Genomic DNA, 13,415 nt, shown 5'->3' with positions numbered 1-13,415 from the left:
TGAAGAAAGAATTGAAGTTGTTCGCGAAGAAACAAACGATTAGTTTAATCCCGGTCACAGAAGAAAATAAATTTATCGCTCAACATTTAGAAGTAACAGATGATCAAAAGAAAGAGAATTTAGTTTTGTCTGTTCCAGAAGCGATTCAAGCTGCTAACGATATTCTAAAAAAGGCTCGTCCCTTTTTTATAAATCTGAATAATACAGTTATTGGATATACCGCTTTTGTTTTTGATAAAAAAATTGAAGAAGAATATCTCCAGTATTGGTTATGGCAGTTTATGATCGATGAGAAATACCAAGGTAAAGGATACGCTTCATTAGCGCTAGAAAAAATCATGAACTATTTTGAAGAAGCCAAGGCGAATTATATTACTTTATCGACCAAACCGACAAATAAAAATGCCATCCGCCTATATAAAAAATTTGGTTTCTTTGAAACGGGAAAAATGAATGGTGATGAAGTGATTTTGCAGAAAAATTTAACAACGTAATGCGAAAATATACTTGTTGGCAGTCAATCTCCAAAAGAATCACGCTAAACATATTGTGAATAAACGAAATGCCGATTTCTCTTATTAAGATGTCGGCATTTCGTTTTAATATGAAGACTACTGTGCGGTATTTAAAAATAATCCAATGTAGTTGCTAAAAACAACCTATGCTTCCATAATGTGTAAAGGAATCTTTAGCTAATAAAGTTCTCAATGTATTATCTTAAGTAATTTTGTGTGTTTATAAGACCTTTTGACGTACGCAGTTAAATACGGCATAGTAATAAGAGAAACGAAAATAGAATAAGCTGATGAAGAGGGATAAGATGAGAAACATTAAAATGACCATTGAGTATGATGGCGGCAGATATCAGGGTTGGCAAAGGCTAGGGGATTCGGACAAAACCATTCAAGGAAAAATAGAGAATACCCTGTCAGAAATGACGAAAACAAAAATTGAAATCATCGGGTCCGGTAGAACGGATGCCGGAACCCATGCCAAAGGGCAAGTAGCCAATTTCAAAACGACTTCAAATTTAGACTTAATGGCGATGCGGGATCATCTGAACACGTATCTTCCACGTGATATTATCGTTAAAGAGTTGGAAGAGGTTCCTGAACGATTCCATGCTCGGTATAATGTTAGTGGGAAAAAATATAGCTATTATGTCTGGAATACAGTTGTTCCATCTGCATTTGAACGCAATTATAGCTACCATTATCCTGAACAACTTGATGTCGAAAAGATGAATGAGGCTTGCAGTAAACTTATTGGAACCCATGACTTTATTGGTTTTTCTGCACTTAAAAAGACAAAAAAATCAACAGTTAGAACGATTGATGAGATTACAATTCACAGGGAAGGCGATCTGTTGCACTTTACATTCGTAGGAGAAGGCTTCCTATATAAAATGGTCAGAATCATGATGGGAACACTGCTGGAAATTGGAGCAGGAGTAATGGAGCCGACATACATTGACGCCATCTTTGAGAGCGGGATCAGAAGTGATGCCGGGATGACAGTGCCTTCTCAAGGTTTGTTCCTAGATGAAGTTTCTTACGACTGATAAGATTAGGATGATATGCCAAGATAGCCATCTGAGTGAACGTCTGCTTAGAAAATTAAGTAAAATTGAGCAAGTAGCTGGGCTTGATGACGTTTATTACTTTAGCTAAAGAGACAAAGAATAATTTTGAAGTAAGTTGGCGAATATAAGTGATCTACGTACTATTTTTTCGAAACTTATTCAACAGAGAGACGGCAGTTGTTGTAGGGACTTCTGAGTACGTAAAAACTTCTGAAACCTAGCTGGTATCTGATCCATCTTGTTTTATAAATATAGAACAAAAACATGACGTAAGCTTTGCAGAAATCTTACTATAGGCAAATAAAAATAGCTCAGAAGGTTACTCCGTCTTTAAATCAATAAGTCACTTCCTTCAAATATTATATCTCGTATTGAACGTATGTTCTGAGAGGAGTATAATAAAAAAGTCACAAAGACAGATAAGAGGAGGAAAAAAATATGCTAAGTAAAAAGTTTTATGAAGTCACTCAACATGAGGGAGTAGTTTCTGTAACTTCATGGGGAAACGATAGTAAGCCCAATGTTCGGTGTACGTGGAATTCCTATTTGCGGATTACGGAGGACGAACGTATTTTAGCTCCTATCGCAGGATTTACAAGTGTTCAAGGGGATGTTGCAAAGAATGACCGAGTCATTTTAACTTTAGGCAGCCGTGAAGTAGAAGGGTTCAATAACTACCAAGGAACTGGCTTCTTAGTAGAAGGACGGGCACGTTTTACAGATTCCGGTAACGAATTCGAACAAATGAAAGCAGAGTTTCCTTTTATGAACAAGTTACTTGAAGTTACTGTAGAGTCCGCTAAACAGCTTCTTTAACATAAGTTATTCAATGTAAACCACTAGTGTTTTATACAGCACTAGTGGTTATTTTTTGTTCAAAAAGCTATTTTACTTCTGTACTTGTTTTAAAGAGTGGAATCGAAGGCATCATGGACTGAGTATCATCAGTGTTGTATTAAAATTACACAACCTTCTTTTTACAAATAAAGTGAACTTATTTCTTTTAACCATTTCGATCAGATCTTTTCGGTTATCACCAAAAAGCACGTCATTAAAAAAATTCTCAATAATGGGACTTATCGTGCCCTTAAGACAAGGGATTCCAATTATTAGGGCACGTAAAGAAGTTTATCATGACCTAATACCACTATAACCTTCTCTTCAGGTCACGCAATAAGGTTTGTAAGGTAGGCAAATACCTTTTGAGTACCCTGAGTATTTGAAATTCTCGTATTTAAGGTTCACAAACCAATTTTTCAAATATTTTTTTACAGTTAGGGTAATAAAAAAGCGAGACAAACTTTTGATTGACAAGTAGGACGGATCGTTTTAATATATGTATCGTATGCGATACATCGTGTACGATTATTATTTGAAAGGATGTTGAGAATGCTGGAAAAGGCAAACTTTATTGGAGAATCGATTGATTATTTGCAACGTTATACAATGAAGGGTCTTCAAAAACAAGCAGAGGATCATGGCGTTACCGTTCCGCAAATCAGAGTGATCGGAGAAGTATTTGCCCATAAAACGGTAAGTATCAAACTCCTTTCCCAAAATTTAAAAATGACCCAAAGTACGGTTTCGGATATTGTGGATAGATTGGTGTCAAAAGGATTTTTAGTGAAAACGGCTAATTCAAAAGACAAACGCTTAGCAGATATCTCGTTGTCTCCCAGACTGGATGAAGATATCGATGAGAGTATCGCGCAACTTAAAAATCAGTCGTTAGTTGGAGTGTTAGATCGGTTGTCGACTGCAGAACAAGAGACAGTGGAGCAAGGAATGAAATTGTTGGTTTCAGCGGTTAAGGAAGAAATGGCAGCTGAAGGGATGGAAGAAGATAAATTCTTTGATATCTTGTATTTCACCGAAAAAGAAAAACGCAAGAAAAAATAGTAAAGCAGGGGGCTCAAGGATGAGAAACATTATAAAAGGACGCTGGATCATTTTAGCTGTCTGGCTGATCGCTACGGTTGTATTGACCGTTATTCAACCAGATACCAATGCCATCTTGCGAGAACAAGGACAAGAAGGCACGAGTGAAAACAGCCCATCTGTCACAGCAGGTAAAATATTGAAAAAAATGGACACAACAAAAGGGACAGATAACCTGATCGTTTTTTTTGATAAAGATAAAATTTCCGACGATGAAATGAAACAAATAGGAGATACTGTGAAGTCTATCAAAGACAGTAGCTCAGAACTTGGCATCACGAATATGATCGATCCTTTCGATATGCCGGAAGCCAAAGACTCGTTGATTTCTGAAGACGATACGACGTTGATGGTTAGTTATAAGCTGGATAAAAAAGGCAGAGAGATAGACGATATCCAAAAACTGTTTGAGAAGAAATTGGAGAACGTACCGGTCGAACATTATTTGAGCGGGGAAGAATTTGTTAATAACGACTATTTGAAAGCGACCCAATCAGGTGTAGAAAAAAGTGCTGCATTGACGGTCATTTTTATTCTTGTTGTGTTGATCATTGCGTTTAAGTCTGTTGTAACTCCGCTTGTCTCCTTGGCAGCAGTAGCCTTTTCTTATTTGTGCTCAATGGGGATTGCAGCTCAGTTGATCGATAAAGCAGGATTTCCAGTCACAAGTCTGACTCAAATGCTGCTAGTCCTCATTCTTTTTGGTCTTGGGACAGATTACAATATCCTTCTTTTCAACCGCTTTAAAGAAGAATTGGCAAACGGACAATCAACCGACGAAGCTATTGTAACTACTTATAAAACAGCCGGTAAAACCATTGCTTATAGCATACTTACCGTATTTATTGCATTTCTGGCGCTTGTTTTTTCCGAATCGCCAATTTATCGGTCCGGCGTAGTGGTGGTAATTGGTGTAACGGTACTGTTGCTTGAAATTTTAACGTTGACCCCTTTTATTATGAAAGTGTTAGGCAAAAAGCTTTTCTGGCCGTCTAAAAGTACAGGAGGACACAAAGTAAATAAATTCTGGGGCGCAGCTTCTTCTCTAGGAGTGAAGCACCCGATTATTGTAACTTTGGTGACCCTTGTAGTGATCGGGCCAATGGTTATATTCCACCAAGAAAAATTAAATTTTGATACGGTTGGCGAACTTGGGAATGACTATCCTTCTTCAAAAGCCATCAACTTGGTGGCGGAGCATTTCGGCAAAGGTCAATCCATGCCAGCTACGGTAGTGATTGAAAACGACAAAGCACTGGACAATAACGAGTCGCTTGCAGTAATTGACGATGTTGCTGAACAACTAAAAGATTTGAAAGGCGTTAAGCAAGTATCAGCCGTTACCCAACCATTAGGCGAGAGAATTGATAATTTTTATGTCTCAGGTCAAATGAAACCTGTAACGGAAGGGTTGTCACAAACGCAAACAGGCGTAGACAGCATAGCAAATGGGATGAAAGAAGCACAAGAAAAACTTGGATCAGCTGACTTTTCTCAAGTAAGCCAAATGGCTGACGGGACAGCAGAACTGCAAAACGGCGTAACAGCATTGTCGGATGGATTGAAGCAAATCCAAGCTGGAATGGCTGATGGTGCAAACGATTCACAAACTATTTCAAACGGTATTGCTGCGATTGAAACCAATCTTTCAGATATGAGCAGCGGAGTCGCGCAATTAGCTGGAAATTACAGCAAAATGCAAGCCGGGTATCAAGAGATGGGAACACATTACCAAGGCGCTGTCCAAGCTCTTTTAAGTGTAAAAGACACCCTTTCTCTTATGCAATCAATGGTTGCTGACTTAGGGAACAGCCATTCAGATTTAATGAATGATGAAATCTACTTGGGATTGACCCAAACATTGGACACATTGTCTTCTTCTTTAAGTGAAATCACACTTGAAAGCATGAACCAGTTAAATGAACAATACAATACCGTAACGGCTGGTTTTGGTACGGCTAATGACAGTCTGACAGATATCAGCAGCGGATTGAATCAAATGGCAGCTGGTTTGCAGCAGCTGAAAGAAGGAGTGGAAGAAGCTTCGTCAGGAATAGACACCGTTGTAACGAATATGACGAGTGTCAATGAAGGACTTGGCCAGATGAAAGCGGGGCAGCAACAGCTTGCGGAAGGCTTAAATGGATTTAGTGCTTTTGGAGATCAATTATCGGCTGTCAATAGCGGATTGGAAGAGATTTCTGGCGGTATCAGCCAAACGAATCAGTATTTGACTCAGCTGAATCAGAATGAAAGTTTCTTTATTCCAAAGGAAGCTTTGACGAATGGCGAATTTAAAGATTCATTAGACGCCTTTATGTCTAAAGACAGAACCATCACCAAAATGACGGTTATTTTAAATGACGACCCGTATTCAACGGAAGCTTTACAAACGATTGACAATATCAATGCGACCCTTTCTGCTAGTTTGAAAGGTACAGTACTTTCCAATGCCAAGTATGGAACAACGGGATCGAGTGCTACAACAAATGACATGAACAATATCTTATCCAGAGATTTAACTAAAACTATGATTTTCGTCATTGCTGGCGTATTGCTTGTTTTGTTCTTTGTTATCCGCTCTTTTTGGACACCGATTTTCATCACAGGTTCTCTGGTAGGAGCCTATTATGCAGCGATGTTCGTGGTAAACTACCTGTTTATCAATGTATTGGGTAATGCGGGACTATCCTCTTTTGTACCGTTCTTCTCCTTTATCATTATTGTCTCGTTAGGAGTGGATTACAGCATTTTCTTGATGATGCGGTTTAAAGAATACCCTCATTTGCCGCCTAAAGAGGCCATTGTATTGGCCTCGAAACAGATCGGTAGTGTGATCATCACAGCGGTCATTATACTGGGAGGAACTTTTGCCACACTTATGCCTGCTGGGATTGTACTGTTGTCTGAGTTGGCCATTGCGGTTATTACCGGCTTACTTATCCTTTGTTTTGTCTTGCTGCCTCTTTCTTTGCCGGCTTTAATGATTTTTCCGGAAACGATAGCTAATTTATCCGGCAATAAAAAAAGAAAAAACAATAGAGTGTAAAACATTTGGATAAAATTAAGCAAACCGACTACAGGTTGTTTAATAGTAATCACAACAAAGAGACCCAGCTAGGCAGATACGCCTTGCTGGGTCTCTTTGTTATTCACTGATAAAAGAGTTAATCCTTAACGCTAGCACTAGAAACGCTGTCTACAGCTACAGCAGCTGCTACAGGCTCTTCGCTTTCTTTAACACTGGCACTTGACACACTGTCTACTTCTTCATGTTGTTTAGCAGAAGCGCCTGAAACTGCATCAACATCGCCTGCTAATGTTTGGCCGGTTTGTTTTAAGTACCAGTCAATAATGGGCTTGAAGTCCAAAATAAATTCATTGATTCCCACATAATTGCCTTCTTCGTCATGCATTGCTTGGTAATTATGCACGACAAACTTGTCAGGACCATGTGTTGGAACGTGAACACGAACTGCATCTTGTGCTCCTGAACGCAATTGTTGAATAACCCATTCTACATTTTTCAATGCTTTTGGCGGGTGGCAATTTGCCAACGGATTCCCTGCTTGTCCAGGTACGCGTGAAGCTAACATTTCACTGCCAGGTTTTGTATGATTGTAGTATAAGAATTGGTTGTTGTTGTCTGCATAAGTTAATTCCATTGGCATAGAAGCTAAGAAATAATTCAATTGGTCTACAGTTAAAATACCGCGATTTAATTTAACATATGTTTTACCTTCTACAGCATTGACAGCTTCAGCCGCTTGTTCGACCCAGTCATCAGCAGACATGTCCACGCCTTCGATAGTCGTATCAATGGTTCCTGTTGCATGCAAGTCTTCCGGTTTAGCTGGTTCTGGTTTAGGTTCTTCCAATAAGGAAACCATTTTGACAAATTGAATGAATTTTTTCAATGTGCTTTCTAAGAAATTGATTGTGTTTTGGTCTTTTAAATTTTCATTTTCATCAAATGCCTCTTTGACTTTGCCCAATAAGAATTCATTTCCTGGGAAAACCATTGCATTTACACCAGGTGCATCAAGAATTTGACGTAAGTGCAATTGTGCGCGTGAAGAACCTTGATCATAATAAGAAGCTCCAACGATCATCACCGGTTTATTTTCTAATGGATGGATCTTAAAAGACAGCCATTCGAGCAAACTCTTTAGACCGGCAGGAATGGTGCGGTTGTGTTCAGGAGTAGCGATGATCACGCCATCTGCAGCCAAGATTTTTTTGCTGATATTTTGAATAGCAGGGCTATTTGTTTGGTCATCGCTTTGGTTAAACAACGGAACGTCTTTGATTTCGAGTACCTCTAATTCAACTAACTGACTAAATTTTTTCTCAATGAATTTTAATAATAACCGATTATATGATACCTCTGCATTAGATCCTACAATACCGACTAATTTCATTTTTTCCAGCTCCTATCTTTATATATTTTCCCATGAAAAGTTTTCTGCTTCTTTTTTATTGATCGCATGTGCACTTTTTAGTTGGTTTGTGATGTCGACAAAAATCAGAAAGTCTTCAAACAAGCCTTCTATTTTTTTAGTTTGTTCTTGGTCAATCAGAATAGTATTTTCATCAAATGCTTGTAAAGAGTGGCTTAGTAAAAACTCTGAACTTGGCATTACACGAGCTTTTAATTCAGGTGCATCAAGAATTTGACGCAAATGCATTTGGGCTCTTGAAGAACCGAGTGTTCCGTAAGAAGCTCCAGTAGTCATCACTGGTTTGTCTACAAAAGGGAAGATACCGTATGAAAGCCAGTTCAGTGCATTGATCAGTGATGCTGGAACAGCATGATCATATTCTGGTGTACTGATAATGACGCCGTCAGCCTCATCAATTTTTGCAGCAATTTCTTTTACGATTGAAGGCACTTGTCTGTCTTCTGGTTTGTTAAATAGCGGAATATCTTTAATTTCCACTAGCTCGATCTCAGCTTGATGTGCAAAGTGTTTTTGCATAAATTGCAACAACATCCGGTTTGTAGAGTGATCTGAATTTGTTCCAACCAATCCAATAAATTTCTTCATTTTGTTACTTCCTTTCAATTGTGTTTTTAATATAGACAATAAACTAGTTGATTATTTTGCTTTCTAATGCGTCAGAATAGAGGATTTTTTCTTGTTTCGTAATGATTAATCCATCGATTCCTTCTAATTGATTTAACGTATGGATAATTTCTTCAGACGTCTTTCCAAATAAACGAGTGGTCCATATTTCGCCATCTACTGATTGATCTGACACAATCGTTAAGCTGGCCACATCTGTCTCAATTGGATAGCCGGTATGAGGATCTAAAATATGGTGATAGCTTTGTTCTCCATTTGTCAAGCTGCGCTCGTAAATACCGGATGTGACAATGGATTGATTAAAGACTTTCAAAGCGATCATCGATTGTGTACGAGACGAACCCGGTTGTCGAATTCCGATTTTCCAATCCCGATTTTCATCAGAATGTGCAGGACCTAAGACAACAACATTTCCGCCTAAATTAATCAAAGCAGAGGAAACGCCGGTCCTTTTTAAATAATCGATGAGTAAATCCGCGATAAATCCCTTTGCCAAAGAACCCAAGTCGATCAGCATGCCAGGTTCACTTAAGAAAACAGATTGTTCAGTGTCATTTAAGACAATCTTATGAGGATCTGTTTTTCTAAGAAGGAACTGGATTTCTTCTGTTGCAGGAACTTTAGCATCAGCGAATCCAATACGCCAAGTCTGAACTAATGGACCAATCGCAATGTTTAAATGGCTGCTTGGAGAACAGCTGTGCTGCTTCCCGATTTTAATCAATTGATACAAATCAGGGTGAACAGCAACCGATTGAATTCCGGCATTTTTGTTGATGGCCATCAATTCAGAACTTGCGTCATTCGCACTAAAACGGTGCTCGTATTCTTTTAAGTGGACAACCATTTCGTCTAATACGACATCAGGTGATTCATGTTGAACCATTAAATCAATGACCGTTCCCATCAAGTGAATGACTCTTTTTTTACGATCCAACTGGAATCACCTCTTTTCATCTAATTCATAATCATTGGCTAAGATAGATTGCTCTAATGTAGCCAGTTCATTAAGTAAAACAGTATTTTTATTGATTTTGGCGTAAGCTCTTGCGTCATAGATTAATTCTAAAATGAGTTCTTGTGGTTCATTTTGGTTAATGGCATTTTTGACAAGCTGAGAAGCAACCCTTGCAAGATAAAAAGTTACGTGATTGTCTGAGCAAATAGAGAGAGCATAATGCAACAACGTATTGCTTGCTTCTATTTCATGAACCTCAGAATAAAATACACTGCAATGAAAAAGAATGTTCAGTACACGCCACGTATCTTCCAGCTCAGTTTCCTTATAAAGATAGATCTTTTCCAGTACTTTATTAAAATAAAATTCGGCTTTTTCTTGCTCGTTTTCTCGAAAGTACACCATACCGGTTCCAGTATAAGCCAACAAGCGAAAAATCTCTGAACCGCTGGAATCATCTTCTAATAAAATCTTATCGAAGTTAAACAAAATATCTGTGATAGAGCAATTTTGAAAAATCATGATAAAGCCTTGCAGATAAAGGTAACGTAAGGACAAAGTGGAATCTTCTATTGTATCTACCGCTATCGTACTAAGCAATGCTGCTGCTTGTTGATACTCACTTGTGACAAGAAAAAACTCTGCTTGATTCATTGTCTCGATCGTTTCTGTATACCGCACTCCAACTTTTGGAAATAAATCACCTAATGGAAGTCCGAGGCGATTACAAAGTTTGATTAATATTTTCAAATTTGGAATGCGTCCATTGTTTTCAAAGCGGCTTAAAGTCGCTTGGGTACAAATACCTTCAGCTAGTTCTACTTGAGAAAACCCCATCGCTTTACGCGCTTCAATAAATCTCTCAATATTCATTTTATTCCTCCAGCTTTTTGTATCTTGTTCATTAGTTCTTTTTTTCGCTTTCGTAACCGATTGCAGTTGTAAATAAAAAATCCGAGATAACCCTCACAGCTTCTTTCATCAGCATGTAGAAGACCTTATGCTTACTGACTTCTGAAGTAATTTTTTTGATTTTTTATTGACTCTGGTTTTATTTCTTTTGAGATTGTGTTATTATTCACATTTCCTCTACACCAGTTATAATACTCTTTTACTATATATATGTCAACACGAATATATAAAAAAATATATAAAGATTTTGACAGGTATGTTTAGCTGTTTCTATTTGTTGTACAAAAAGAGGCATGAATGAACTTTCTCATTCATGCCAAAAAGGTTAAAATTAAAATAAATTATTTTTTTACTTGCTATTGATGTCGTTTGCAGCTTCATCTGCTGGAAAGAGAGAGTCCGTAACCTAGCTCGTTTTTTAAAGGTTAGTTCTAACTCGAGTTTCAAAAAAAGCTGGTGTGAAGCTAAATATTTAATCTTTAACCATAGGCATCCGTCCTCTATATCCACAAATAGGGCAGGTTACAACACGTTCATTCGGTGTACCTGTTTTTAAAGCAAATAAGAAATTGATTTTTGACAACTTAAAATGGGAGCCGCAATTTGGACAGACAAAGTGAGTTGTATTCGTATAGGTATCAATATATTTCTTTATCATTAAATACATCACTATCACTGCTATGACGGTTGTCAGTAATCCAATAATAATATCCATTTCCAATCTCCTTATCAAAATAGGTAATGTAGATGAGCACTGGACATCTAAAAATACCAGTGAAGTATTATTTATTTATTTAAGAACCCATCTTATTTGCTGAGGACTGTTTTTTTATATTTCCATTTTAACACCAAAAAGCTTATCCAGTTAATCAAACGTGCAGATTTTAGTATGGTCTTTGATTGTATATAGTTGTTTGCCATTTTTTGAGCAGAGAGAAAACGGCAAATATATAGTTATTCAGTAGATTTAATTTCCCAGAAAAGCAATTTATGTATATGATTAAATGTAAGGATTGAAATTAGTATGGGGGGAAATAGACTATGGAAATAAGAATACTTAGATATTTTTTGACTATTGCGGAAGAAAAAAGTATTACACAGGCTGCAAAGGTACTTCATATTACCCAACCAACACTTAGTAGGCAACTTAGAGAATTAGAAGAACAGCTTGAAACAGATCTATTTATTAGAAAAAATAAGAAAATGTTTCTGACTGAAGCCGGGATGTACTTAAAGAGTCGTGCAGAAGAGATTATCCTGTTGAATGATAAAACAGAACAAGAATTTCAAAGTAAATCTCAAGAGTTTTTAAGCGGACATATATCAATTGGGTCAGTAGAAGCAGAGAATTCAGATACTTTAGCGATGTTTTTAGAAGAAATGTTAGTTGAACATCCACAGGTAACATTTAATATTTATAGTAGTACAGGAGATAATATTCTTGAGCGATTAGATAAAGGATTACTAGACGTAGCCTTACTATCAGAGCCTATTTCTATTCAAAAGTATGAGAAAATCGTTCTTCCAAAGCAAGAGAGATGGGGGTTGCTTGTATCTAAAGACTCCTTTTTAGCAAGTAAGTCTCAAATCAGTTCAGAAGAATTAGTTGGTTTACCTATTATCAGCCCATTTCGATTAGATGTAAAAAAAATGTTTGATACTTGGTCGGGTTTAGAAGAAAAATTAACTATTATCGGAACGTATAATTTGATTTTTAATGTTTTCTCACTTGTAGAACATGATGTGGGTCTTGCGTTAATAATGGAAGGTGCTGCTTCGAATAGACAACCCGATACGTTGAAATTTTTACCTCTAATACCAGAAATTAAAACCAACTGTGTTTTAGCATGGAGAAAAAATACTATACTGTCGCCAACAACGAATGTTTTTATTGAGAAAATTAAGTATGCTTTTTAAGCATACTATGTAACTTTATAAGCATTAGACGTTATGAATATTCAGCTGTAAACTGAACTTACTTGTATAGTAAGTTCAGTTTACAGCTTTTTAAAAATATTGTGAGTCAAGAATCTTTAAAGTAAATATAGTTCTATAGCTATTGAAAATTGAATCAGTCAGTATGAAGCCAATGAAGGGAGATAAAGATAATGAAACATGAAGAAGTAAAAAATGGTGTTATTTTTCCAATTGGAGAGAAAAATGAGGCTTTTGCCCAATATTTTGTAGGGCAGAGTTATTTGAAAAATCTAGTGGCAGATCCAGATATAAATGTGGGTGTAGGAAATGTAACCTTCGAACCGGAATGTCGTAATAATTGGCATATTCATCATGATGGTTTCCAAGTTTTATTAGTAACAGGTGGAGAAGGTTTGTACCAAGAAGAAGGAAAAGAAGTTCAATTTCTAAAAGCGGGAGATATCATTGTTACGCATGATGGGGTGAAGCACTGGCATGGGGCATCAAAAGATAGCTGGTTTGAGCATATTGCAATTACAGCAGGAACACCAGAATGGCTAGAACAAGTTTCTGATGAAATCTATACAAATCTAAAAAATAACTGAAAGTAGGCGAGAATATGGAAAAGCAAACGGCAGGTAGAGATAATTTAGAAGAATTTGCCCCACAATTTGCAGCGTTGAATGATGATGTTTTATTTGGCGAAGTATGGGCTAGAGAGAAAGAACTATCACCTAGAGATCGTAGTTTGATTACGGTTGCTAGTTTACTAACACAAGGAGTTCCACAATTAGAAGCACATCTAAAGATTGCGAAACAAAACGGTGTGATGAAGGAGGAAATTGTAGAACTCATTACTCATTTAGCTTTTTATGTAGGGTGGCCACAAGCTTGGTCAGCGTTTAATTTAGCAAAAGAAATTTTTACAGAAGAATAATGGAGCATATTTACCCTAGTTTGTTTAAAACTTGCTAGGGTAAATTGTGTTTATGCCCAAAGGAGCTTAAAATGAAATTTTTCT

Annotated in this window: 13 protein-coding genes; 8 read left to right on the top strand and 5 right to left on the bottom strand. The window is 37.1% G+C overall.

The window, feature by feature from the left end:
- From RT405_RS00665 to RT405_RS00645, 5 genes are all read left to right on the top strand, one after another.
- On the top strand, positions 1-494 hold a 494-nt coding region (locus tag RT405_RS00665), incomplete at its 5' end, for a GNAT family N-acetyltransferase (RefSeq protein ID WP_313466766.1).
- 326 nt (positions 495-820) lie between these two features.
- Positions 821-1,561 carry a tRNA pseudouridine(38-40) synthase TruA gene (truA, locus tag RT405_RS00660; protein ID WP_313466765.1) on the top strand — a complete coding sequence of 247 codons (741 nt, stop codon included), beginning with the start codon at positions 821-823 and terminating at the stop codon, positions 1,559-1,561.
- 459 nt (positions 1,562-2,020) lie between these two features.
- Complete coding sequence (locus tag RT405_RS00655) at positions 2,021-2,398, top strand: pyridoxamine 5'-phosphate oxidase family protein (protein ID WP_313466764.1); 378 nt, start codon at positions 2,021-2,023, stop codon at positions 2,396-2,398.
- Between the two features lie 573 nt (positions 2,399-2,971).
- Positions 2,972-3,481, top strand: a complete 510-nt coding sequence (locus RT405_RS00650) for a helix-turn-helix domain-containing protein (protein WP_313466763.1) — start codon at positions 2,972-2,974, stop codon at positions 3,479-3,481.
- Positions 3,482-3,500: 19 nt separating this feature from the next.
- A complete protein-coding gene (locus tag RT405_RS00645) occupies positions 3,501-6,569 on the top strand; it encodes an MMPL family transporter (RefSeq protein WP_313466762.1) in 3,069 nt (1,022 codons plus the stop codon).
- A 118-nt stretch (positions 6,570-6,687) separates the two neighbouring features.
- On the opposite strand, the gene RT405_RS00640 is transcribed toward RT405_RS00645, so the two are convergent.
- The 5 genes from RT405_RS00640 to RT405_RS00620 form a co-directional block, all read right to left on the bottom strand.
- Positions 6,688-7,941 carry an NAD(P)H-dependent oxidoreductase gene (locus RT405_RS00640; protein ID WP_313466761.1) on the bottom strand — a complete coding sequence of 418 codons (1,254 nt, stop codon included), beginning with the start codon at positions 7,939-7,941 and terminating at the stop codon, positions 6,688-6,690.
- Between the two features lie 18 nt (positions 7,942-7,959).
- Positions 7,960-8,568, bottom strand: a complete 609-nt coding sequence (locus RT405_RS00635) for an NADPH-dependent FMN reductase (protein ID WP_313466760.1) — start codon at positions 8,566-8,568, stop codon at positions 7,960-7,962.
- Between the two features lie 43 nt (positions 8,569-8,611).
- Positions 8,612-9,514: an FAD:protein FMN transferase gene (locus tag RT405_RS00630; RefSeq protein ID WP_313466798.1), complete on the bottom strand. Its 903-nt coding sequence runs from the start codon at positions 9,512-9,514 to the stop codon at positions 8,612-8,614.
- A 36-nt stretch (positions 9,515-9,550) separates the two neighbouring features.
- Entirely contained in the window at positions 9,551-10,438 is an 888-nt protein-coding gene (locus RT405_RS00625; RefSeq protein WP_313466759.1) for a helix-turn-helix transcriptional regulator, read from the bottom strand.
- A 511-nt stretch (positions 10,439-10,949) separates the two neighbouring features.
- Positions 10,950-11,192, bottom strand: coding sequence for a hypothetical protein (locus tag RT405_RS00620; RefSeq protein WP_313466758.1), 243 nt, complete (start codon positions 11,190-11,192; stop codon positions 10,950-10,952).
- Positions 11,193-11,518: 326 nt separating this feature from the next.
- On the opposite strand from RT405_RS00620, the gene RT405_RS00615 reads away from it, so the two are divergent.
- The 3 genes from RT405_RS00615 (at position 11,519) to RT405_RS00605 (ending at position 13,331) form a co-directional block, all read left to right on the top strand.
- A complete protein-coding gene (locus RT405_RS00615; RefSeq protein ID WP_313466757.1) occupies positions 11,519-12,394 on the top strand; it encodes a LysR family transcriptional regulator in 876 nt (291 codons plus the stop codon).
- Between the two features lie 188 nt (positions 12,395-12,582).
- Complete coding sequence (locus RT405_RS00610; RefSeq protein WP_313466797.1) at positions 12,583-12,999, top strand: cupin domain-containing protein; 417 nt, start codon at positions 12,583-12,585, stop codon at positions 12,997-12,999.
- Positions 13,000-13,013: 14 nt separating this feature from the next.
- Entirely contained in the window at positions 13,014-13,331 is a 318-nt protein-coding gene (locus tag RT405_RS00605; protein ID WP_313466756.1) for a carboxymuconolactone decarboxylase family protein, read from the top strand.
- The last annotated feature ends 84 nt before the right edge of the window (positions 13,332-13,415 follow it).

This window comes from Carnobacterium sp. (assembly GCF_032094055.1).
In the GTDB taxonomy this organism is placed as follows: Bacteria; Bacillota; Bacilli; order Lactobacillales; family Carnobacteriaceae; genus Carnobacterium_A.
Note: the sequence above shows the minus strand (reverse complement) of the source record. Positions and strands in the feature narration are given on the sequence as shown.

Coding starts and splice junctions, on each gene's coding strand:
- truA (WP_313466765.1), top strand. CDS start 821: ATGAGAAACATTAAAATGACCATTGAGTATGATGGCGGCAGATATCAG.
- RT405_RS00655 (WP_313466764.1), top strand. CDS start 2,021: ATGCTAAGTAAAAAGTTTTATGAAGTCACTCAACATGAGGGAGTAGTT.
- RT405_RS00650 (WP_313466763.1), top strand. CDS start 2,972: ATGCTGGAAAAGGCAAACTTTATTGGAGAATCGATTGATTATTTGCAA.
- RT405_RS00645 (WP_313466762.1), top strand. CDS start 3,501: ATGAGAAACATTATAAAAGGACGCTGGATCATTTTAGCTGTCTGGCTG.
- RT405_RS00640 (WP_313466761.1), bottom strand. CDS start 7,941: ATGAAATTAGTCGGTATTGTAGGATCTAATGCAGAGGTATCATATAAT.
- RT405_RS00635 (WP_313466760.1), bottom strand. CDS start 8,568: ATGAAGAAATTTATTGGATTGGTTGGAACAAATTCAGATCACTCTACA.
- RT405_RS00630 (WP_313466798.1), bottom strand. CDS start 9,514: ATGGGAACGGTCATTGATTTAATGGTTCAACATGAATCACCTGATGTC.
- RT405_RS00625 (WP_313466759.1), bottom strand. CDS start 10,438: ATGAATATTGAGAGATTTATTGAAGCGCGTAAAGCGATGGGGTTTTCT.
- RT405_RS00620 (WP_313466758.1), bottom strand. CDS start 11,192: ATGGATATTATTATTGGATTACTGACAACCGTCATAGCAGTGATAGTG.
- RT405_RS00615 (WP_313466757.1), top strand. CDS start 11,519: ATGGAAATAAGAATACTTAGATATTTTTTGACTATTGCGGAAGAAAAA.
- RT405_RS00605 (WP_313466756.1), top strand. CDS start 13,014: ATGGAAAAGCAAACGGCAGGTAGAGATAATTTAGAAGAATTTGCCCCA.